Source organism: Amycolatopsis albidoflavus, from assembly GCF_039525725.1.
Lineage (GTDB): Bacteria > Actinomycetota > Actinomycetes > Mycobacteriales > Pseudonocardiaceae > Amycolatopsis > Amycolatopsis albidoflava.
Window position 1 is genome coordinate 997,459 of record NZ_BAAAHV010000012.1, and the last position, 24,372, is coordinate 1,021,830.

A 24,372-nucleotide genomic window follows, 5' to 3' on the forward strand; every position below is an offset into this window, starting at 1 on the left:
AGCCTCAATTCTGGAGATACCGCAGCACGGCGAGCACCCTGCGGTTGTCACTGTCCACAGTGGCCAAGCCGAGCTTGCCGAAGATGCTGTTCACGTGTTTGGCAACAGTGCTCTCGCTCACCACGAGCGCGTCCGCGATGCCCGAGTTGGACCGGCCCTGTGCCATCAGCCCGAGCACGCCCCGCTCGCGCTGTGTCAACTGGTCCAGCGCGTCGTCGCGGCGGCGGGCCAGGATCTGCGACACCACTTCGGGATCGAGCACAGTGCCGCCGGCCGCGACGCGGTGCAGCGAGTCCAGGAACTCCGCCATGTCCGCGACGCGATCCTTGAGCAGATAGCCGACACCGCGCACGTCGCCGGACAGCAGTTCGGAGGCGTAGCGCTCCTCCACGTACTGCGAGAGCACCAGCACTGCGAGGCCGGGCTGCTCCCTGCGCAGCACCAAGGCGCAGCGCAGCCCTTCATCGGTGTGCGACGGGGGCATGCGCACGTCCACGACCACCAGGTCCGGCCTGTGCTCCGCAGCGGCGCGCATCAGTTCGTCGGCGTCCCCGACTGCCGCCACCACGTCGAGGTCTGGGCCCTGCATCACGCGCACCAATCCCTCGCGCAGCAGCAGTGAGTCCTCCGCGATCACGACTCGCACGGCAGCTCCACCTCGATCGTCGTGCCGCCGCCGACGGGGCTGTCGCAGCGGAAGCTTCCGCCGACGGAAGCGACACGATGCGTGAGACCGCGCAGGCCCGTGCCGCCGCCCTCGTCCGCGCCACCCCGGCCGGCGTCCGCGATGACCAGCCGCAACGTCGCTCCGTTCCGGGCGACGGTCACCTCCGCGGCACCGACTTCCGCATGCTTGCTGATGTTGGTCAGCGCCTCGGAGACCACGAAATAGGCCACGGACTCCACGGTCGGCGACGGTCGCTCCGACACGTCCACGCTCAGCCGGACACGCACCGGAGACCGCGCCACTACGCCGGACAGCGCCGCATCCAGGCCGCGGTCGGACAGCACGGCCGGATGGAGTCCGCGGACGAATCCGCGTAGTTCGGCGATCACCTGTTTGGTCTCCTCGTGCGCCTGCTCGATGACTTCCCTCGCCGGCCCGGACAAGTCCGGCAGGGTCTGCCTGGCGATGCCCAGGTTGATGGCCAGCGCGGTGAGCCGCTGCTGGGTGCCGTCGTGCAGGTCGCGCTCGATGCGGCTGCGCTCGGCGTCGGCGGCGGCGAGCACCGCGTTCCTGCTCTGCGTCACGGAGACGAGCTGACTGCGCAGCCTGTCGATGTCGGTGGGGCCGAGCAGCGTTCTGGCCAGCCATGTGTCGGCGGCGGCCAACCCGACTGTGACGAACGGGGCGAGGTGGAACACCAGCAGCCCGCCGACAGTCAGCTCGATGACCATCGACGGCGTGTGCAGGTGCCGTCCGAACGCGCTGTCGGCAGGCAGAGCCCACGCGTAACACGAGACCAGCGCGCACATCGTGCTGACGGTCCAGAGCACGGTGGTGACGACGAAGCCGACGACGCCCAACGGCCCGGCCAGCAGGTGGTAGCAGAACTGCCGCCAGGTGCCGGGTTCGGCAGCCTCGGCGAGCAGCCGCCGCACGCGCCCGGGTTCCTCGCGGCAGTGCGCGGGCGGGTCGATGACCACACCGAGCAGCGTGGCGAACCTGTCGCGTTGCAACGCGGTGTAGCCGCGCACGCACCACAGCAGGGCCGCGAGCGTGACCAGGGCGGGGGCGAAGGTGACGAGCAGTCCGGTGGTCACGCCGCCGAGCAGCACCACGGTGAAGCAGGTGAGCAGGCCGAGCGGGAAACCGGCAAGCAGGTGGGCGCACGCCTGCCAGGTCCGCGCCGACCAGGGTCCGACCAGGACGGCGCGGGCGGCACCGCGCATCGTGTCCCCCGTCACGCCGCCCAGCCTAGAGATCGCCAACGCCGGCCACCATCGTTCTGACGCCACTGTGTGTCTGGTAGCTAGCACCCAGACGAAGTCGGATGCTGGAGCCGATGTGGTGGCGCGGGCCGCGCCCCAGGCTTGATCGCATGCTGACACGTCTAGGACGCAACTGTTTCCGGTTCCGGTGGTGGGTCGTCGGCGTCTGGGCGGCGATCGTGGTGATCGGCGGCGTCGCCGTCGGACCGGTGCTGGTGGGCACCTCGGCCGCGCGCCCGATCCAGGACATGGAGTCCGACGCCGGCGTCCAGGAGATCCTCGCCCACGGCGACCACGGCATGCAGTTCACCGCCGTGGTGGAGGGCATCGACGCGAGGGCGCCGTCGGTGGGGCAGGCGGTCGGCAAGGCCGCCGCGGACGTACGGGCGATGGCGCACATCAAGTCCGTCGGGCCGCTGGTGACCGCCAGGGACGACCGGGGCATCGCGGTGCCCGTGTCGCTGGACCGCTTCGACCGCAAGGCACAGCCGGCCGTGATGACCGCCGCCGAACAGCGGCTGCGCGAGCTCGGCTCCCAACTGCCGGGCGCGTCGGTGCGGATCGGCGGCCCGGACGTGATGGCGCAGCAGGCGAACACGGCGTCGCAGGCGGACCTCGCGCAGGCCGAGTCGCTGGCGCTGCCGATCACGCTCATCGTGCTGATCCTGGTGTTCGCCGGCGTCGTGGCCGCGCTGTTGCCGCTGATCGCCTCGGTGGCGACCATGCTCGGCGCGTTCGCCGCGCTGTTCGTGTTCGCGCTGTTCGTGCAGATGGACAACACCGTCTTGAGCGTGGCCACACTGCTCAGCCTGGGCATGTCCATCGACTACGGGTTGCTGCTGGTGTCGCGGTTCCGCGAGGAACTGGCGGCAGGCCACGATCGGGCGACCGCGGTGGAACGCACGTGGCGCACCGCGGGCTCGACGATCCTCTACAGCAGCCTGACCGTGGTGGTGTCGTTGGTCGGCCTGCTGGCATTCCAGATGCCCCGGCTGCAAGCGATCGGCGCGGCCGGCGTGTCAGCGGCGCTGCTGGCCATGCTCGCCGCGCTCACGCTCACCCCGGCGCTGCTGAGTATATTCGGGCGCTGGGTGAAGCCGTCGAAGCGGGCCGTCGCCCGGATGCGAGCCGCCCAGGGCAAGTCGCCGGAGGACTTGGAGCGCGGCTTCTTCGCCAGGCTCGCCGGTTTCACGCAGCGCAAGCCGCTGCTGGTCACCGTCGTGGTGACAGCCGCGCTGGTGGGGATGGCCGCGCCCGCCGCCAGCATGGCGGTGGAGCTGCCGGAAATCGCCGGCCTGCCGCCGACGCTGGAATCTGTGCAGGTGGACAGCGTGCTGCACGACAACTACGGCTTGCCCACTGAACCGGCGGTGCAGGTGGTCGCGCGCACGTCGCCGGATGCACTCGACTCCTGGGCCGCGAGATGGCGGTCCGACCCTGAGGTGGCGCAGGTGCACCCGGCGGTCTCCGAGGGCGGCGGTCTGTCGTCCGTCGTGATGGACACCCGCGGGGACGACCAGGCGCCGGCGGCCAAGGATCTGGTGAGCCGACTGCGAGAGCATCGGCCAGAAGGCGTTCAGTCATGGGTGAGCGGCGACAGCGCGGTGCTGGTGGACCTGCTCGGCCGCACGGCCGCCGGCGTGCCGTGGGCACTGGTCATCACCCTGCTCGCGATGACCGTGCTGTTGTTCCTCATGACCGGCTCGATCCTGGTGCCGCTGAAGGCGGTCGCGATGAACGTGCTCTCCCTGGGCGCCACCGTCGGCCTGCTCACGCTGCTTTTCCAGCACGGCGTGCTGGCGCGGCCGCTCGGGATGCTCGTGCAGACCGGGATCAGCCCGTACCTGCTGGTCACCGTGTTCGCGTTCGGGTTTGGATTCTCCATGGACTACGAGGTGTTCCTGCTGTCCCGGATCAAGGAGTTCCACGACGCTGGGCAGCGGACCGATGTGGCCGTGCGACACGGCCTGCAACGCTCCGGACGCATCGTCACCTCGGCCGCGCTGCTGATGCTGGTGGTGTTCGCCTGCTTCGCCACCGCCCGCCTCGCCGACATCCAGGAGCTGGGCATCGGCCTCTTCGTGGCGGTGCTGATCGACGCCACGATCGTGCGCTGCCTGCTGGTGCCGGCCACGATGACGCTGATGGGCAAGTGGAACTGGTGGGCGCCGGGGCCGCTGCGCCGGTTGCACGCCCGGTTCGGGCTGAGCGAGCACGACGACCCGCGCCAGCTGTCCTCGATTCCCTGACAGCCGGGCGTCGCGAATGGAGCCGGCCAGCCACTCCCCCGGCTGGTCGGCTCCTCCCGCTTTCGGCGGATCAGACGAGCCGGCGGCCGTGCTCCGTGCCGGAGACCGTGCGCACCGTCGGGCTGAGCACCGCGGCTACGGCGAGCAACGCCATCACGATGCTCATGGCGCCGACTGTGCGGCCGGTGCCCCACGAGTCGAGCAGCACACCGCCGACGAGCGGGCCGAGGGCGTTGGTGCCGGAACTGACGAACGTGGCGACGCCGCCGACCCGGCCCATCAGCTCGTCCGGCGTGATGCGCACCGTATACACGCCGCCGCAGACGTTGAACAAGCCCCCGACGTAAGCGATCGCGGCGAACAGCGCGCTCAGCAACACCAGACCGGAGGTGAACGCGACGAACGCCATCAGCAGGGCCCATACCGCCAGGCCGCCGACGACGATGGCGTTGAGGTTGAGCCGGCGCATCCACCAGGTGCCGTTGACCGCGCCGATCAGGCCCCCGACGCCGCCTACACCGGTGACAAGGCCGATCACCGCCGGCGAACTGCCGCTGTCCCTGACGAGCACCATGAGCGCCAGCGGCACCACCTGGAACGGGATGTTGCTGACGGCGATGAGCGTGAGCACCACGCGCAGGAAGCGCTGCCGCCAGGTCCAGGCCACGCCTTCGGCGAGTTCGTGCCGCCACGGCCGGCGAGCACGCGTCGTCTCCGAGCGCAGCGGTTTGCGGATCAGCAGCAGCGAGACGAGCGACAGCAGGTGGGTGACGGCGGTGGCGGCGAACGGCGCCCAGCGCAGCAGGCCGAACAGCGCGCTGCCGGCGGGTTGGCCGAGCAGGCCGGCCGCGCGGCCGCGGGCCTCGTTCTGGGTCAGCGCTGCGGGCAACTGCTCGGCGGGCACCAGGTTCCGCACCCCGGCGCGCTCGGCCAGCTGGTAGATCACGGCGAACGCGGCCTGCACGAACGCGACCAGCACCAGCTGCGGCAGCCAGAATCCGCCTGCCGCGACGACGACCGCGACGCTGGCGGTCGCCAGCAGGCAGCCCACGTCGCAGGCGATCATCATCCGCCGCCGGTCGTAGCGGTCCACCAGCAACCCGCCCGGGATCTGCACGAGCAGGTTCGGCAGCTGGGCGGCGAAGCCGACCACACCGGCCTCGACAGCGGACCCGGTGTGCCACAACACGAGCATCGGGTAGGCGATGGCCGTGATGCGGGCGCCGAGCATGGTGGCCCCGGCTCCCGTCCACAGCAGCAGGAAATCCCGATTCCGGCGCAACGGCACCGGAAGTGTCGACTCCGGGACGCTCACCCGACCGCACCGGCCAATGGCGACACACAGCCGACCCGGCACCACTCCAGCACCGCCATCGCGCTGGCCAGCTTCATGGCCGCCTGGTCGAACGCGATGCTGGCTGGCCCGTCGAGCACCTCCGCGGTGACCTCCTCGCCCCGGTGCGCGGGCAGATCGTGCATGAACACCGCGCGCGGACTGTGCCGCCAAAGCGAACTGTCCACCTGGAACGGCGCGAAGCGGTCACGCCAGTCCTCATGCACCTTCACCGTCCCGGTGGTCTGCCACCGCGTCGTGTAGATGACGTCCATGGCCGGCGGCAGGTCGGCCATGTCGTGCCGCTGCCGCACAGAGCCGCCATTGCGGGCCGCTACGTCGGCCGCACGGTCCATGACCTCCTTGGGGACGCCATGACCGTGCGGCGTGCGCAGTTCCAGCCGCACCCGCTCGTAGCGGCTCAGCGCAAGCACGAGCGCGACCGCAGTGTTGTTGCCCTCGCCGACGTACAGCACACGCAGCCCGCTGACGCCGCCGAAGTGCCAGGTCAGCGTGCTCAGGTCTGCCAGCGCCTGCGTGGGATGCTCATCGGCGCTCATCGCGTTCACCACAGACATGTCGCCGACGGCCAGTTCGCGCAGCTCGAGAGGATCCCCCGCGGTGCGGGCCACGAGCACATCGAGCATCCGGGAAAACACTCGCCCGGTGTCGGCGATCGTCTCTCCGGTATTGGTTTGCAGGTCGTCGGGGCCGTACGCGACGAGGTGGCCGCCCAGCCGCAGTGTGCCGCTGGAGAACGCGGTCCGCGTGCGGGTGGACGTCTTGCGGAAGTGCACGCCGACCACGGCGCCGGCCAGCGGCCGGGCGTCGCCGGCGCCGTGCTCGCCGAAGTGCGCGCCGCGGGCGACGATGGAACGCAGGTCGTCGTCGCCGAGATCGTCGATGCAGATCAGGTGTCGTGCCACGGTCGGTCCTTCCACTCCGGTCAGTCCTTCCAGGCGGTCTTCGCCTGGGCGACACCGAACTGCCGGCCCAGCTGGGATCCGATCTCGGTGGCGACAGCCCGGTGCACCTCCTTGCCGTTCTCCCCGTTGGTGAGCACGACGAAGCCGTTGCCCGAGGCCATCCGGCTGAGCATCATCGAGCGGTAGCCTGCCGACTCGCCGACGTGGCCGAACTCGACGTCCCGACCGGTGTGGTCGACCGAGGTGCCCAACCCGTACAGCACCGCGGCGTCCCCGGTGGTCAACAGCTGCCTTGCCAGCTCCTGCGTCAACACCGTGCCGCCCGCGTTCACGTAGGCGCGGCGAATCTCCACGGTCATCCGGGCGAGGTCGGCGGCGGTGGTCCACAGGCCGGTGCTGGCCAACGCCGGCGTGATCGCCCATCCGTGTGGCAGCACGTCGCCGTGCTCGTCGTGACCGAGGGCCACCGGCAGTCCGGAGACGGCCGGGAACGCCTGGTCGAAGCTGCTGTGCGTCATCCCGAGCGGAGCCAGCACCAGGTCGTGCACCACCTCGGCCAGCCCTCGGCCGGTGACGTCCTCGATCAGCTGCTGCACTACCCAGAAGTGAGCGTTGCTCTTGCGAAATGTCTCGCCCGCGGGCAGTTCCGCCCGCACCCCTTCCGCGCTGAGCAGCTCCGGCAGCGTCGGCACCGGCTCGTCCGGCCGGTACGCCTTGTTGTGCGCCACGGTGAGGCCGGCGAGGTGTCGCAGCAGCATCCGGGTGGTCACCGGCCGCGGACCGGCCCTCAGCTGCCACGACGCGAGCAGCTCGTTGACGTCCGCATCGAGGTCGAGTATCCCGTCGCCGGCCATCCGCAGCGCCGCGACGGCGGTCACGTGCTTGCTGATCGACCCGGCGCGGAACAGCGTGTCGTCGGTGACCGGCGAGTCGCCGCCGGCACGGAGCGCGCCGAAGTTGTGCACGCCGGCCGGTTCACCGTCCTCGATGACCGCGACCGCCGTCGCCGGCACGCCGTGACGCCGCATGGCCTCCGCGGGCGGGGACACCGCGATGGACCGCCGCTGCGGGCAGACCTCCCGCACGATGCCGGACAGCTCGACGATGAACTGCTCCGCCAACGCCGTGATGGTCGCCTCGTCGTGCACCGCGCGGGAGTAGCCCCAGTGCGCGTGCAACTGATCGCCGTGCGCGCCGATCGACACCTGAAGCAGGCGCGGCCGGGGGCGGTCCGGGTCGCTCGCGCCGCCGAGCCCCTGCGGCGCCAACGAAAACCGTCGCCTCGCGCCACCGCCGATCGAGCCGTGGCCGGTGTAGTTCAGCACGATCTCCGGTTCCGGCAGGCACGCCAGCGACTCGCGCAGGGCCGGGTCCGGCGACAGGTAGCGCAGCAGCCCGTAGCCGATGCCGCGTTCCGGCACGGTTCGCAGCTGGTCGCGGACGGCGCGCAGCGCCGCCCGCGGCTCACGCCCGGGCGGCGCCCACAGCGTGACCGGATAGATGCTGGTGAACCAGCCGACTGTGCGCGAGAGGTCGACATCGTCGAACAACGCCTGCCGACCGTGGCCCTCCAGCTCGAGCAGCACCCGATCGCCGCCGCTCCACTTGGCGACGGCCGTGGCGAACGCCGCGAGCACCGCCTCCTCCGCGGTCGCGCCGCTCGCCGCCGGCAGGTCCCGGATCAGCCTGGCGGTGAGATCGGCCGGCAGGCTCGACCGCACCGATCGGGCGCCTGCGACGGTATTGGCGCCGTCGGCGTGGTCAACCGGCAGTGGCTCCACCGCCATCCGGCTCAGCCAGTACGGTGCCTCCGCCTCCACCTCGGGGGTGTGTTCGACGAGCCGGCGGGCCCAGTGCTGACACGACGTCGTGCGCTCCGGCAGCTCCACAGCCAGGCCGGCGGCCGACTGCTCGTACGCGGTGTCGAGATCGCCAAGGATGATCGACCACGACACGATGTCCACCGCCAAGTGGTGCGCGCTCAGCAGCAGCTTCGCCGGCGCGCAGGCGTCGCCCCGGAACAGCACGGCCTGAAACATGCGGTCGAGGCGGTGACCACGCAGCACTGCCTCGGCTTCCGACGCCTCGTCGCCGGCGGCGAGCCGGAACAGATCGTCCGGAACGTCCGCGGCGACGCTCGCTCGCCACTCGCCGTTCACCCGGGACAGCGTCAGCCGCAGGGCGTCGTGGTGCGCGACGACAGCCCGCAGTGCGGCATCAACGTGGACCGGATCGGGTTCGGGGTCGACAGCGACCCACGCGGTCTGCGTGTACCGCGCCGGATCGCCCGGCAGCTCGAGGAAACGCCGCTGCACCGGAGTCAGCTCGACCTCGGCGCCGTCCAGGTCCTGCCCGGCGGTCTGCACCGGGCCGTCGGCCTCGTTCTCGGCGTCCAGCGCGGCGGCCAGCTCGGCCAGCGCCTCGTGCTGGTAGACCACCGACAACGAGAGCTGCCGGCCCGCTTGCCGGACCGCCGCGATCATCTGGATCATCAGGATGGAGTGGCCGCCCAGCCCGACGAACGTGTCCCTCCTGCCGACCCGCGGCACCTCGACGAGGGTGGCCCAGATGTCCGCGAGCAGGTGCTCGGTCGGGGTGGCCGGCGCTTCGTACGCCGGGCGGCCGGCGTCCCCGGGCTCGGCGTCGGCCGGCAGCGCCGTCCGGTCCACCTTGCCGTTGGCGTTCAGCGGTATCCGGTCCAGCCGCCGGTAGCTGGCCGGCAGCATGTACTCCGGCAGCCGCTCGGCGCAGTGCCCCACGAGGTCGACGTCGTCGGCCGACACGTAGTACGCCGCCAGCCTGGTGTCCGGCCGCACTACGACGACCGCCTCCCGGACCGCCGGGTGTTCGCGCAGCACCGCGGCGATCTCGCCGAGCTCGATGCGATAGCCGCGGATCTTCACCTGTTCGTCGGCGCGGCCGAGGAAGTCGACCACACCGTCCTGGGACATCGACGCCACATCGCCGGTTCGATAGCAGCGCGCCCCGGGCGGCCCGTACGGGTCGGGCAGGAAGCGCTCGGCGGTCAGGTCCGGGCGGCCGAGGTAGCCGCGGGCCACCCCGACACCGCCGACGTACAGCTCGCCGGGAGCGCCGGCGGGCACCGGCCGCATGGCGTGGTCGAGCACCCTCGCGGCCATGCCGGGCAGCGTCCGGCCGATCGGCACGATGTCGCCGGCGGGGGGTGCCTCGACGGGCAGGATGGTGGTGCCGACGGAAGCCTCGGTCGGGCCGTACTCGTTGATCAGACGTCCGGGCCCGAGTATCCGCAGCCACCTGGCCGCCAGTTCGGCCGGCAATGCCTCGCCGGCCACCACGATGACGCCGGCCAGCCCCGCCGCCTGCGCGGCGTCGAGCTGGTGGCCGAGCAGTTCCAGGTGTCCCGGCGTCAGCTTGAGGAAGCTGTACGGGCCGTGCCGCAGCAGCCACTCGCCCAGCCCGGCGTTGTCCAGCTGTTGCGGCGCGAGCCGCACCGGTCGGCCGCTGACCAGCGCGCCCCACAAGTTGGGCACCACCAGGTCGAAGGCGACGGAGGAGAACACCGCGGCACCGCCGGTGCCGCGGGTGGCCAGTTCTTCGGCCGCCCAGCGCACATGGTTGGCCAGGCCGCGATGCGTCACCGCGACGCCCTTGGGCCGTCCCGTAGAGCCAGACGTGAAGATCACGTACGCGAGTTCGTCCAGCTCGGTTCGCCGCTGCGGCACGATGGTCGAGGCCGCCCGGATGGCCGCGCGGTCGCGGTCTGCCAGCACCACGTGGTCCAGCCCGGCAAAGGCCTCGGCATGGCCGGACTGCGTCACGCCGGCCGTCACGCCCGCGTCCGCGAGCATCCGACGCACCCGCTCGGCCGGAAACGACGGGTCGACCGGCGTATACGCCGCGCCCGCCTTCCACACGCCGAGCAGGCAGGCAACCAGGTCGGGGCCGCGGTCCAGCAGCACGCCGACCACGTCGCCCCGGCCGACGCCGAGCCCACGCAGGTGCCGCGCGAACTGGTTGGCGCGGGCAGCCAGGTCCGCGTAGCTGAATTCGGCCTCGTCGAACCGCATCGCCACCGCGGCCGGCGTGCGGGTGGCCTGTGCCTCGAACTGCTGGCACACCGACGCGGTGACCGGCTCAGCCGGTGTTTCGGCCAGCACGGGCTCGCCCGCGGGCAGGAACACTTCGGTCGCGTCGCCGTCGACGTCGGCGGCCATCGCCGTCAGCACCAGCTGGTACATCTCTGCCAGCCGCTCGCCGTGATGGCGCGCGATGGCGCCGGTGTTGGAGGTGAGCAACAGGTCCGTGCCGACCGTCGCCAGTGCCAGCGGGAATTCGGTGGCGTCCTCTCCGAAAACGGCCCCGCCGTCGACCGCGTCGTCCTGCATCCGGTCGAAGTCCTGGAAACTGAACCGGACGTCCAGCAACGCCTGCCGATCGCCGTGCGTGCGCTGAATGACCGGCATCGGGTAACACCGGTGCGGCCAGCCCTCGGTCTCCCGCTCGTAGCTGCTGGCGACCAGCTCGCGCCAGGTCAGTGCGCCACGTTCGTACGCCACCGGCAACGTGTTCAAGTACATGCCGTACACCTGGTCGGCACCAGCCATCTCGGGCCGCGCGCTGTAGACGAGGCCGGTGAAGAAGCGTCGCTCGTCGGTCAACTGGCTCAGCACCTTCAGATGCGCGGCCAGCAACACGCTCTTCAACGACGTACCCGACACCTTGGCCAGTTCGCGCAGCCCCGGCAGGCAGTGCCGGTAGCCGACCTTGAGCGTGTACGCCTCGCGACCGCTGCCGCGCCACGCCTTCGGCAAGGTGAACCGCTCATGGCCGCCGACGATGCCTGCCCAGTACTCACGATCCTCATCGGACTCCAGAGACGCCAGCTCGGCGGCGATGAAGTCGGCGTAGCGGACAGCGGGCCGCGACCGCGCCGGCGGCTCCGCGTCCTCGCGCAGCGCCCGGTAGCACTCCAGCAGTTCCAACAACATGAGCCGCTGGCTCCACCCCTCGCTGATCGGGTGCGACACGGTGACCGTCATCCACCACGACCGCTCGCCGTCAACGTGCACGCCGAACCGCAGCAGCGGCGGCGTGGCCAGGTCGAATCCGGTGGTGCGCTGCCGCGCGGCGTACTCACGGACAGTCCGCTCCCGGGTCTCGGCCGGCCCCTCGCGGATGTCGACGACCTCGATCGACGGTTCCGCCGTCTCGTGCACGATCTGCGTCGGCGTGCTGAAACCGTTGAGGTCGAACGAGGTACGCAACATCTCGTGCCGCTCGACGACGACCCGCGCGGCCCGGCGCAGCGCGGGCACCGACAGCGGCCGGTCGTCGCGGACCAGGAACGACACCACGTTGTGATAGGCCATCAGCTCGGTGTCGCCGAACATCTCGGCGAGCATGCCCAACTGCACCTGTGACAGGGGGTACGCGTCCACGGCGTCCGCGGGCAGCCGCTCACGATCGGTCGCCGAGACCATCGAAAACCGCTCGGCCAACGAACGCTCGGGCAGGACGTCGCCGCGCTCGGCGAGGACCTCGCACAGGCCCGCCACCGTACGCAACCGGAAGATGTCCCCGACACCGACGTCCAAACCGGCGTCGCGGAGCGCCCCGGCCAGCGTGATGGCACGAATGGAGTGGCCGCCCAGGTCGAAGAAGCCGTCGTGCACACCGACCTGGTCGACACCGAGCACCTGGGCCCAGATGTCGGCCACCCGGCGCTCCAGGTCGGTGCGCGGCGCCACCCGGTCGGCGGCGGTCACAGTGTTCGGACGTGGCAACGCCGACCGGTCGATCTTTCCGTTCGCGGTGAGCGGCAGCCTCGCCAACACGACGAAGGCCGACGGCACCATGTACTCCGGCAGCCACTGGCGCACGTGCGTGCGGACCGCGGCCGACAGCAGGCCGGCGCGCTGCGCCCGCATCGGGTCGCTGGTACGCCGCCGCGATGACGGCTGGTACGCCGAGGCGACAGGCCCGGTGCTGAACACCGCGTCCAAGCTGCCGTCGTCAGCCGCCCCGTTCCAGGTGACGGCCACGTGGTAGCCGAACTGTTCACCCAGTTCGTACAGGGCCTCCGGCTCCACGCCGCCGCCCTCGCCGAACATGCGGAGCGCCGCCTCGGCGGCGACGCCGTCGCGCAACGCGGCGGCAGCGCGGACGTGGCTGTCCAGCCGGGCGTTGGGCACGGCACCGACCCGCAGGCGCCGCGGCTGGGATGCCAGCCGCGCCGCCACCTCGGCGAGGCTCGACAGGTCGCGGCCCCATCGGAGCTCCGGAGTCCCGGCCACCTCGCCGTTCACCGCGGCGCGCTTGCGCAGCGTGACCTCATAGCGGTAGCGCGTCAGTTCGTTGTGGCTGTGCCCCCGTTTGAGCCGCACATCGACCTCGGCGACGTCCGCGAACGACGCGAAGAAGTCGGGATCCACCAACAGTTCCTTCTCCTCGAACGCGCGGAGGTCGGCCGCGGCGCGCAGCGCGGACGCGGAGGCGTTCGGCGTGGCGTGCGCCAGCACCTCCGACGTCGCCTGAAGGTCGGCGAGCCGGTGGTTGCGAATGTCGCCGAGGTACACCGTGCCGCCGTCGGCCAGCAGGCGTAACGCCCCGCGCACGACGTCGTCGAGGTAGGCGGCGCTCGGGAAGTACTGCACGACGGAGTTGAGCACCACGGCGTCGAAGCCGCCCTCGGGCAGCCCGTCGAACACGTGCGCCGGCTGGGCGCGCAGCTCGACCCGTGGCGCCAGCACCGGATCCCGGGCGACGAACGAGCGCAGCCGTTCGATGGCCACGGCGGAGACGTCGAGTCCGACGAACCGCTCCACGTGCGGCGCGATGCCGGCCAGGACCAGGCCGTTGCCGACGCCGATCTCCAGCACGCGACGCGGACGCCGCGCCAGCACCACGGCCACCGCCGCGGCACGCCATTCCTCCAGCTGTTCCAACGGAATCGGCGTGCGGTCGACACCGCTGGCCCAGATCGAGAAGTCAGAGGTGAAGCCCGAATCCCCCGTCATCGCCGCGTATTGCGAGTCGTAGACGGAGCCCCAGTCGTCCACCCACGGGCGCGCCGCGCCGGGTTCGCTCGGCTGCGCGGCGGGCACGACATACCCGATCAGCTGATCCTCGCCGTCGGTGCCGGGCAGCGCGAGCACCACTGCCTCGACGACGTCCGGATGGGCCAGCACCGCCTGCTCGATCTCGCCGGGTTCGATGCGGTGACCGTGGATCTTGACCTGGGCGTCAGCGCGGCCGAGGAAGTCGAGCGTGCCGTTCCCGCGCCACCGCGCCAGGTCGCCGGTGCGGTACATGCGCGCGCCGGCGCCCCCGAACGGATCGGGAACGAAGCGCTCGGCGGTCAGCTCCGGCCTGCCCAGGTAGCCGCGCGCGAGGCCGGAACCGCCGATGTACAGCTCGCCGACGACTCCGACTGGCACCTGGCCGCCGTCGCGATCGAGCACATGGCACGCGGTGTTGGCCAGCGGGCGGCCGATGGACACCGCGCGCCGCGACCGCGGCACCTCCCAGGTCGTGGACCACACTGTCGTCTCGGTGGGGCCGTAGACGTTGAGCACCCGCGAGGACGCCGCGACGAGGTCGTCCGCCAGCTCCGGCGGCAGCGCCTCACCGCCGCACAGCGCGACTGTCCCCGGCCGGTCGTAGCCGGAACGCAGCAGCACCTGCCAGCCCGAGGGCGTGGCCTGTACGTGGGTCACGCCGTGCTCGTCGGCGAGCGCCACCAGCGCCTCACCGTCGGCCGCGGTCGCCTTGGGGGCGAGCACGACTGTCCCGCCCACGGCGAGCGGCAGGAACAGCTCCAGCACGGAGATGTCGAACGACAGCGAGGTCAACGCCAGCCAGCGCATGTTGTCGCCGGCGTCGAGGTCGCTGCCGAAGGAGTCGAGCAAGTTGACCACGGACCGATGCGTGACCTGGACGCCCTTGGGCCAGCCGGTCGACCCGGACGTGTAGACGACGTACGCGAGCGCCGCTCGGGTCAGTTCCACGGCCGGGGCTGTCGCCGGGTATGCGTTCAGGTCGTCGTCGACGTCCACCACGGCGACGCGCCCGGCGCACCAGTCCAGCAGGCCGTCCTGGCCGACAGCGACGGCGGCGCCGCTGTCCTCGACCATGTACTCCAGGCGCGGCCGTGGGTAGTCGGGGTCGATCGGCAGGTAGGCGGCGCCGGCCTTGAACACCGCGAGCAGCGTCGGCACCAGCTCAGCCCCGCGGCGCAGGCAGACGCCCACCAGGTCGCCGGGCGCGACGCCGGCCGCGATCAGCCGGTGTGCCAGCCGGTTGGCGCTCTCGTCCAGCTCGCGGTAGGTCAGCAGGGAGTCCCCGGCGATCACTGCCACCGCGTCGGGTGCGGCCCTGGCCATGCGCTCGACCAGGTCATGCACCAGTCCCGGCTCGCGTTCCGGCGTCGCCGTGTCCCGCCATGTCTCCAGCAGCGGCCGGTCGCCGTCCGGCAACAGCCCCGCCGACGCGTCGCCGTGGCGGCCGGCCGCCATCGCCACCAGCACCGACCGATACAGCGACGCCAGCCGCTCCGCGTTCGCCGGGCTGATCACCCTGGTGTCCACCGCGAGGCCGACGTGGCCGAGCCGGACGGAGACGCCGAGCGCGAACTCGGTCGGGCTGTCGTCGATGCTGGCCAGGTAGTCGACCAGGTCCATGTCCACCTGGTCGAAGTCCAGGTAGAGGAACATGCTCTCGATCAGCCGCCGGCCGCCCGCCGCGCGCTGGATCGCCGGCATCGGGAAATGCCGGTGCTGCCACATCTCCGTCTCCCGGGCGAATACCGAGGCGACCAGGTCGGCCCAGGTGCCGGCGGCGCCGTCGAACGCGATCGGCAGCGTGTTCAGGAACATGCCGTACACCCGGTCCGCGCCGGCGACCTCGGGCCGGCCGTGCAGCACCAGACCGGTGTGGAACCGCTCGCGCTCGCCGTCGAGCAGGCTCAGCACCTTCAGGTGCGCGGTGAGCAGCACGCTCTTCAACGGCACGCCGACCGACCGTGCCAACGCGGCCAGTTCGTCCTCGACGTCGCCGAACGGGACGGCGAGGCGATGCACCGGCGGCGCGGTCTCGTCGTCTGCGCCCCAACCGTGGGGCAGCGCCATCGTCGGGTAGTCGCGTACGATGCCGTCCCAGTACTTGCGGTCGTCCGCCGAATCCAACGCGCGCAGCTCGGCCGCGATGAAGTCGGCGTAGCGCAGGGCGGGCAGCGGATCGGGCCGGTGCTCGACGCCGTCACGCAGGCAGCGGTAGCGGTCCAGGACCTCCATCAGCAGGCTGTGATGGCTCCACCCCTCGATGATGGCGTGGCACTCGGTGATGGACAGCCACCACGTGCCGTCGGCCGTCGTGTGCACGGCCAGACGCAGCAGCCCCGGCCGGGTCAGGTCGAACAGCAGCCGCCGCTGGGCCGCGCCGTACGCCCGCAATTCCTCGGTGACCGCTTGTACGTCGAGCGCGCTCAGGTCGTGCACCGTCACCGGCATCTCTGCCGTGGCGTGCACCAACTGCATCGGCGTCGAATACGTGTCGAGGTCGATGGAGGTGCGCAGCACCTCGTGCCGCGCCACCACGGCGGCGACCGCCGCGCCGAATGCCTCGGCCTGGAACGGCTCCTCGTCGCGCACGTGGAACGACGTGGCGTTGTGGTAGTTGCGGCGGCCGCCGTCCGCCAGCATCTCGGCGACCATGCCGGCCTGCACCTGCGACAGCGGGTAGGCATCCGTCACGCCGTCCGGCACCTTCGCGCGGTCGGCGGGGCCGATCAGCTGCCACGGTGCGACGCTGGTCTCGGCAGCGGGACCGGACCGAGTCGCCGCGGCCGCCGCCAGCTCGGCGATGCTGCGATGCTCGAAGACATCCCGCACGGTCACGTCGAAGCCTGCCTCGCGCAGCGCGCCCACCACCGCGACGGCACGGATGGAATGCCCGCCCAGCTCGAAGAAGTTGTCGTGCACGCCGACCTGCTCGACGCCGAGCACCTCCTGCCACACCGCGGCGACGCGGCGCTCGTCGTCGGTGCGCGGCCGCACCATGCCGGCGGTCACGCCGAGGGCGTCGCGGCCGGGCGCCGGCAGCGCGGCCCGGTCGAGCTTCCCGTTGGCGGTCAATGGGATCCGGTCCAGCACAAGGAACGCGGCCGGCACCATATACTCCGGCAGATCCCGGGAAAGCGACGCGACCAGCTCGGCGGGCGCGGGCGGAGCGACGCCTGGTTCGGGCACCAGGTAGCCGACGAGACGCTGGTCCCCCGGCGCGTCCTCGCGCAGCACGACCACGGCGTCCCGGACAGCCGGGTGGTCGGACAGCACCGACTCGATCTCGCCGAGCTCGACCCGGTAGCCGCGGATCTTCACCTGGTGGTCGGCGCGGCCGAGAAATTCCAGCCGCCCGTCCGGCAGGCGCCGAGCCAGGTCGCCGCTGCGGTACGCGCGGGCGCCAGGCGGACCGTACGGGTCGGGAACGAAGCGTTGCGCGGTCAGCTCCGGCCGGTTGAGATAGCCACGCGCGACACCGGGGCCGCCTACCCAGATCTCGCCGACGCAGCCCACCGGCGCGACGACGCCGTCCGCGTCGAGCAGCCGGATGCTGAGATCGCACAGCGGCAGCCCGATCGGATTGCCGGCACCGGGACGGAGATCCTCGCCGGCCACTTCGTGGTAGGTGGCGTGCACGGTGATCTCGGTGATGCCGTACATGTTCACCAGGGCCGGGCCATCCGGGCCGACCCGGTCCAGCCACGGCGTCAGCTCGCCGATCTCCAGCTTCTCGCCCGCGAACACGATCGCCCGCAGTGCGAGCCGGTCGATCCGGGGGTCGCCGGCGCCGGCCAACGCGACCAGACCGCGGAACGCGGACGGGGTCTGGTTCAGGACGGTCACCCGCTCGGCGACGAGCAGGTCGAGGAGGTCGTCCGGGGACCGAGTGACCGCCTGCGGCACCACCACCAGGCGCCCGCCGTACAGGAGGCTGCCCCAGAGCTCCCACACGGATACGTCGAAGGCGTACGAGTGGAACAGCGGCCATACGTCCTCGGCGGTGAACCGGTAGTGCGGCCGCGCCGCCAGCAGCAGCCGCAGCACGTTGCGGTGGCTCAGGGCGACGCCCTTGGGGCGGCCGGTGGAGCCGGAGGTGTAGATGACGTAGATCAGGTTGTCCGGATCGACCGCCACCGCCGGGTTGTCCTCGCGCCGCTCGTCGAGCTCGTCGACGACGACCACATCGCCGTCGTGCACGCGAGTCACGGTGGGCAGCTGCCCGGTGTCGGTGACCACGGTGGTCACCTTCGCGTCGGAAAGCATGTAGGCCAGCCGGTCGGCCGGTTGGGCGGGATCAAGCGGCAGGTAGGCAGCGCCCGACTTGAGTACGCCCAGCAGTGTCGGCACGAGGTCCAGGCCGCGCGGCAGGCACACGCCGACCAGCGCTTCGGGCCGGGCGCCGAGGTTGATCAGGCGGTGTGCGATGCGGTTGGCCTTGGCATTGAGCTCTCGGTACGTCAGGTGCCGGCCGTCGCACGTGACTGCGATGGCGTCCGGTGCAGCGGCGGCCTGCCGCTCGAAAGCCTCATGGACGGGCTCGGTCACCGGCACGTCGACCGTGGGCTGCCCCAGCACCACGGCAAGCTCGTCCGCGCCGAGGACGGACACGGAGCTGAGCCGGGTCGTCGGGTCCGCCGCCACCTGGTCGAGCAACCGCAGGTAATGGTCGCCCATACGCTCCATGGTCGCGGTGTCGAACAACGCCGTCGCATACTCGAGTTCGCCGCGGAGCGAACCGTCCGCCGACTGGTCGACAACCAGCGTGACGTCGAAACGCGACACAGTCGACTCCGCGTCCACCGGGAGCACGTCCAGCCCGGGCAGCCGCCACGCCTGCTCGCGCGCCTCCTGAAGCGTGAAGGCGATCTGGAACAACGGCGTGCGTGCGGTGTCGCGCTGCGGCTGCAACTCGTCGACGAGCCGGGCGAACGGCACACCCTGGTGGTCGAACGCGGTCAGCACGGTGTCGCGCACAACGCCGAGCAGGTCGTCGAACGTCGGGTCGCCGGTCCAGCGCGAACGGATCACCAACGTGTTCACGCCGTAGCCGATCAATGAGCGCAGCTCCGGGCGATCCCGGCCGGACACCATCGTGCCGACCGGGATGTCGGTCTGGCCCGTATGGCGGGCCAGCAGTGCCTGCCAAGCGGCGAGCAGCACGGTGTACACAGTGACGCCGCGGTCGGCCGCCACCCGCTGCACCCGGTCGGCCAGTCCGGCGGGGAAGGCGAACCGGTGCACCCGGCCCCGCCAGTCCCGGCTGGCCGGTCTGGGCCGATCCGTCACCAGCTCCACAGGCAGCAGGCCGGCCAGTTCAGCCCTCCAGTGCGCGAGGTGCCGACGGTGCTCGCCGTCCTGGGTGGTCCGCTCCCACGCCGCGTAGTCGGCGAACTGGATCGGCAGCGCGTCGACCGTTCCGCCCCGGTAGAACTCGGCGAGGTCCGCCGCGAGAATGCCGAAAGACCAAGCGTCACAGGCGATGTGGTGCAGCACCAGCACGAGAACGTGGTCCACATCGGACAGCCGCAGCAGCGTCGCCCGGACCGGCCACTCGGCGGCCAGGTCGAAGCCCGCGGTCGCGGCCTCGGCCACCTGGGCGGCGACGTCCTCCTCCGCCACGTCCACCGCGGGCAGCGCGAACCATCCCGGTTCGTCGACCACCTGCGCGGGCTCTCCGCCGACCAGTTCGTAGCGGGTGCGCAGGATCTCGTGCCGGGCGAGGACCTGCTGCCAGGCCCGCTCCAGCGCGGCCGCGTCGAGCGCCCCGGAAATGCGCAGCGCCACCGGCACCAGGTACTCCGGGCTGCCGGGATCCAGCCGGTTCAGGAACCACATCTGCTGCTGCCCGTACGACAACGGCAGCGGCGCCGTGCGGTCGGCGGGCGCGATACCGGCACGGTGCCGGCCGCCTCCCGCGAGCCTGGCGCGCAGCAGCGCCTCCCGGTCCCCGGCCACGTCGTCGGGCAGCTCTGTCTCCCCCGTGCTCACGCTCTGCTCTCCTTCATCGCCCGAACCTGGGCGTCGGTCAGTGCGTCGATCTGCGCTCGCACCTCGGTCTCCACGGTCTCGGCGACTTGCGCCACCGTCGGGTGCTCGAACACCGTGCGCACCGGGATGTCCACGTCGAACTCCTCCCCGAGACGCGCGACCAACCGCAGCGCCAGCAGGGAATGCCCGCCCAATGCGAAGAAACTGTCGTCGACGCCGATCCGCTCGACGCCGAACAGCTCGGTCCAGATGGCGGCGACCACGTGCTGGGTCGGCGTGCTCGGCGGCGTGTGCCCGGCCCAGGCGGCCGCTGCGGCGGTCGGCGACGGCAGCGCGGCGCGGTCCACCTTGCCGTTGCCCGTCATCGGGATCCGGGCCAGCGACAGGAATGCCGCCGGCACCATGTAGTGCGGCAGCCGTCGACGACAATGCGCCGCCAGCTCGCCGACGTCCGCTTCGGACGCCGCCGGCACCACGTACGCGGCCAGCCTCCGGTCCCCCGGCGCCGGCTCGTACGGCAGCACGACCGCGTCCCGCACGTCCCGGTGCTCGGCGAGCACCGCGGCGATCTCCCCTGGCTCGATGCGGAAGCCCCGGATCTTCACCTGGTCGTCGGCTCGACCCCGGAACTCCAGGTCCCCGTCGGGCCGGCGACGGGCCAGGTCGCCGCTGCGGTACAGCCGCGCGCCCGGCGGCCCGTACGGGTCGGGCACGAAGCGTTGCGCGGTCAGCTCTCGCCGGCCGAGGTAGCCGGCCGCCACCCCGGGCCCGCCGACGTGGATCTCCCCCGTCACCCCGGACGGCACCAGGCGGCCGTCCCGGTCGAGCAGCCGGATCCACAGGTCGGCCAGCGGCACGCCGATCGGGCTGGCGGCGGGGCGGTCCAGGTCGGCCGCACCGATCACCCGGCAGGTGGCGTGCACCGTGGTTTCCGTGATGCCGTACATGTTCACCAGCCGCGGGCGGTGCAAGCCGACGCGCCGCACCCACGGCAGCAGGTCCGCGACCTCCAGCTTCTCGCCGCCGAACACGACCGCCCGCAACGCCAGCCGATCGATCCGGTCGTCCCCGGCCAGCGCCACCAGGCCGCTGAACGCCGACGGCGTCTGGCTCAGCATCGTGACGCCCTCGTCCACCAGCAGGTCGAGGAATTCGGCCGGCGACCGGGTGACCATCTGCGGAACCACGACGACCCTGCCACCGTGGAGCAACGCGCCCCACAGCTCCCACACCGAGAAGTCGAAGGCGTAGGAGTGGAACATCGTCCACACGTCGTCGTCCCTGAACTCGAAGTCGGCGTCCGTGCTGTCGAACAGCCGGGCCACCTGGGCATGCGTGATGCCGACTCCCTTCGGACGCCCGCTCGAGCCCGAGGTATAGACGACGTACGCGATGTCGCCCGGTTCCGCGGCCGGCTCGGGGTCGTGGTCCGGCCGCGCGGCCAGCGCCTCCGCGTCTCGTGCCGGCACGATCACGGGGCCGGCGAACAGCTCGGTGGGCTCGTCCGCGATGAGCGCCGCGGCCTCGGCGTCGGCGAGGATGTGCCGCACCCGCTCGGTCGGCTGCGCCGGATCCACCGGCAGATAACCGGCCCCCGCCTTGAGCACGCCCAGCAGCGCGGGCACCAAGTCGGGGCCCCGCTCCAGGTGCACCGCGACGAGGCAGCCGGGTCCGATGCCGTGTGCGAGCAGGTGATGGGCCAGCCGGTTCGCCCGCTCGTTCAGCTCGCGGTACGTCAGCCTCCGTCCGTTGACGCTCAAAGCCCCGGCGTCGGGGCGGCGCCGCACCTGCTGCTCGAACACCTCGTGCAGGCAGTCGGCCACCGGCCGCCCGAGCGGCGGCGGACCGGTCAGCTCGGCCCGCTCGCGGTCGTCGAGCAGCGACAGCGCGGACATCGGGGCGTCCGGCTGGGCGACCGCCGCCTCGACGAGCCGCTGGAAGCGAGCGACCATGCGCTCCGCCGTGTCGCGGTCGAACAGCGCGGTCGCGTACTCCAGCACACCGTCCATCCCCCCGTCTTCGCGGCGCTGCACGATGAGCGTGAGGTCGGTCTTGGCGATGCGCCACGCCCCGGCGAAGGCGGCTAAGTCGTCCGCGGCGACCGCGGTGCCAGAGCGGCCCTGCTCATGCAGGTCGAAGCTGACCTGGTAAAGCGGGGTGCGGGACAGGTCGCGCTCGGGCGCGATCGCCTCCACGACCTCCTCGAACGGAACGGTCTGCGCGCCGAGGGCCGCTACGGCGGTGGCACGTGTGCGGGCCAGCGCCTCGCGGAAGGTCGGGTCGGCGGCGAGGTCGCAGCGCAGCACCAGCATGTTGAGGAAGAAACCGACCACATCGGCCAGGTCCGGGTGGTGGCGGCCGCCGACGGGCGTCCCGATGGGGATGTCGCGCTGGCCCGTGTACTTCGCCAGCAGCATGGCGAACACGGTGAGCAGCGTGGTGAACGGCGTCGCGCCGTGGCCGCGGCCCAGCGTGATCGCCTCGTCCACCAGGCGCGGCGGCAGCGTGAAGGAGACCAGGCCGCCCTCCGAGTCGCGTTCGGCCGGACGCGGGCGATCCGTGGGCAGGTCGAGCGGCTCCACCCCGTCCAAGGCGGAACGCCAGTAGCCGAGTTCGCGCTTGCGCGTCTCGTCGGTGAGGCGATTCTGCTGCCACGTCGCGTAGTCGGCGTAGCGGACGCCGGGATCGCCCAGCTCAGCCGCCGCGTGCGCGCAAAGCCGTCGCAGCTCGCGTTCGATGACCACAGTGGACGCGCCATCACAGGAGATGTGGTGAAACGTCAGCAACAGCAGCGTTTCGTCACCGGCCGGGGTGAGCAGGCCGCGCATCACGCGGCCGGCGGACAGATCGAACGGCCGCTTCAGCTCCTCGGCCACGGCGGCGGAGTATCCAGCGACGCGCAGTTCGATCTCGGCGTCGTCCTCGACCATCTGCATCGGTTCGCCGGCCACCGTGAGGTACCGGGTGCGCAGCACCTCATGCCGGGCGACGAGTGCGGCCAAAGCGCGACGCGCGGTCGATTCGCCGACCGTGGCCGGCAGCCGGATGAAGAGCGGGACCGTCCACTCCGGATCACCGGGACGCATCCGGTCCAGGAACCACAGGCGGCGCTGGCCCGAGGACAGGGGACGCGGCACCCCCCGCGGACCGGTCGGAATCGGCTCCACGACGCCGTCCAACCGTGCCAGCAACTCTGCCTGCGCGCTCACGGTGGTGGCTGCGAACAGCTCGCCGATCGGGATGTCCACGCCGGTTTCGGCGCGCAGCTCGCTCGCCAACCGGGTCAGCTCCAACGAGGAGCCGCCGAGCGCGAAGAAGTCGTCGTCCGCGGCGACATCGGCACGCTCGAGCAGTCGCGTCCAGACCACGGCGACGGTGTGTTCAAGCTCGGAGCACAGTGGTGCGCCGCCGGTTCGACGCGCCGGTTCCGGCAGTGCGGCACGGTCGATCTTGCCGGATGTGGTGAGCGGCAACGCTGTCAGTCGCAGGTATGCAGCCGGGACCATGGCCGACGGCAGTCGCGCGGCGGCACACGCACGCACCGATGCCGGGTCGACGTCCCGCTCGGACACGTAGTAGCCGACCAGCCGGCCGTCGCGTACGGCTACGGCGGCATCGGCGATGCCGGGGTGGGCGGTCAGCGCCGCCTCGACCTCGCCCGCCTCCACGCGGACGCCGTTCACCTTGAGCTGGTGATCCAGACGCCCCAGGTACTCCAGCTCGCCGTTCGGCCGCCACCGAACCTGGTCTCCGGTGCGGTAGCGGCGCGACCCAGGCGGTCCGTAGGGATCGGGCAGAAAGCGCTCCGCAGTCAGATCGGGACGGCCGAGATAGCCGCGGGCCAGCGCGATGCCCGCCACGTGCAGCTCGCCGGGCGAACCGACGGGCGCCAGCTGGCCGTCGGGCGCGAGCACCTGCACCCGGACGTTCGGCAGCGGCCGCCCGATGGGGATCGGCCCCGTTTCCTGTGCGGGTTCCACCTCGGCCGCGGTGACGTCGACGGAGCACTCCGTCGGACCGTAGGTGTTCCAGAACACCGGTCGCACGCCCGCGAAGACTTGCCGGCACACCTGCGCGTGCAGCGGCTCGCCCGCGCAGAACAGGAGCCGCAACGACTTCGCCCGCGACCATGCCGGCTCGCGGACGAGCAGACGCAGCACGGACGGCACGGTCTGCAACACCGTGATGCGCTGCCGCACAAGCTGATCCACCAGCGTTGCCGGGTCGCGCTCCGCGCCGGGCGGCGCCATCACCACGGTCGCGCCGCAGATCAGCGGCGCGAAGACCTCCCACACGGACGCGTCGAAGGTCAGCGCCGTTTTGTGCAGCACACGGTCGCCGGGTGCGAGGCTGTGCCGATGCACGGCCCACATGACGCGGTTGGCGATGCCCTGATGCGGCACGACAACGCCCTTGGGACGGCCGGTCGAGCCCGACGTGTAAATGACGTACGCCGCCGTGTGGGGATGCACGTCGACGGCAGGGCACTCGGCGACGCCGGTCTCGTCCTCGTCGACACACAGCGGCTCCGCGCCGGTCGCGGCGATGACGGGTGCCAGCTCGCGGACCGTGAGCACGACCCGGATGTCAGCGTCCCGCACGGTCCAGGCGAGCCGGTCGGCCGGGTGGTCGGCGTCCAGCGGCACGAAGGCTCCGCCGGCCCGCCACACCGCCAGCAACGCGGCCGCCGTCAGGGCCGATCGCGGCAGGCACACGCCGACCCGGCTCTCCGGTCCGAGCCCGCGCGCGTGCAGCCTCGCCGCCACCCGCTCGGCGGCCTCCGCCAAGGCCGCGTAGCTGGTCGTTTCGTCTCCTTCGAGCACGGCTGCAGCTCGCGGCACGGTCGCCGCGCGTGCCGCCACGAGCTTGGCCAACGTGGATGCGGCCCCAGTGGTCATGGCTCC

The 24,372-nt window shown here is 71.7% G+C and carries 7 protein-coding genes; 1 reads left to right on the top strand and 6 read right to left on the bottom strand.

From position 1 onward, the window contains the following. Positions 1-4: 4 nt before the first annotated feature. Positions 5-646 carry a response regulator transcription factor gene (locus ABD156_RS22915; protein WP_344277098.1) on the bottom strand — a complete coding sequence of 214 codons (642 nt, stop codon included), beginning with the start codon at positions 644-646 and terminating at the stop codon, positions 5-7. After that, positions 634-1,908, bottom strand: a complete 1,275-nt coding sequence (locus tag ABD156_RS22920) for a sensor histidine kinase (RefSeq protein WP_344277101.1) — start codon at positions 1,906-1,908, stop codon at positions 634-636. Before ABD156_RS22920 ends, ABD156_RS22915 begins: the two co-directional genes overlap by 13 nt. Positions 1,909-2,042: 134 nt before the next feature. On the opposite strand from ABD156_RS22920, the gene ABD156_RS22925 reads away from it, so the two are divergent. Next, positions 2,043-4,181 (top strand): MMPL family transporter, encoded by a 2,139-nt coding sequence (locus ABD156_RS22925; RefSeq protein WP_344277103.1) that lies wholly within the window; start codon positions 2,043-2,045, stop codon positions 4,179-4,181. A 70-nt stretch (positions 4,182-4,251) separates the two neighbouring features. Here the strand turns inward: ABD156_RS22925 and ABD156_RS22930 are convergent, their stop codons facing one another. Genes ABD156_RS22930 through ABD156_RS22945 form a run of 4 tightly spaced genes read right to left on the bottom strand, consistent with a single transcriptional unit; the run spans position 4,252 to position 24,366 of the window. Further along, positions 4,252-5,496, bottom strand: a complete 1,245-nt coding sequence (locus tag ABD156_RS22930) for an MFS transporter (protein ID WP_344277106.1) — start codon at positions 5,494-5,496, stop codon at positions 4,252-4,254. Continuing rightward, complete coding sequence (locus tag ABD156_RS22935) at positions 5,493-6,440, bottom strand: ornithine carbamoyltransferase (protein ID WP_344277109.1); 948 nt, start codon at positions 6,438-6,440, stop codon at positions 5,493-5,495. Before ABD156_RS22935 ends, ABD156_RS22930 begins: the two co-directional genes overlap by 4 nt. Before the next feature lie 20 nt (positions 6,441-6,460). Further along, positions 6,461-19,468 (bottom strand): amino acid adenylation domain-containing protein, encoded by a 13,008-nt coding sequence (locus ABD156_RS22940; protein ID WP_344277112.1) that lies wholly within the window; start codon positions 19,466-19,468, stop codon positions 6,461-6,463. Then, on the bottom strand, positions 19,465-24,366 hold the full coding sequence (locus tag ABD156_RS22945) for an amino acid adenylation domain-containing protein (protein WP_344277115.1): 4,902 nt from the start codon (positions 24,364-24,366) through the stop codon (positions 19,465-19,467). The genes ABD156_RS22940 and ABD156_RS22945 overlap by 4 nt, the downstream gene beginning before the upstream one ends. Positions 24,367-24,372: the final 6 nt, after the last annotated feature.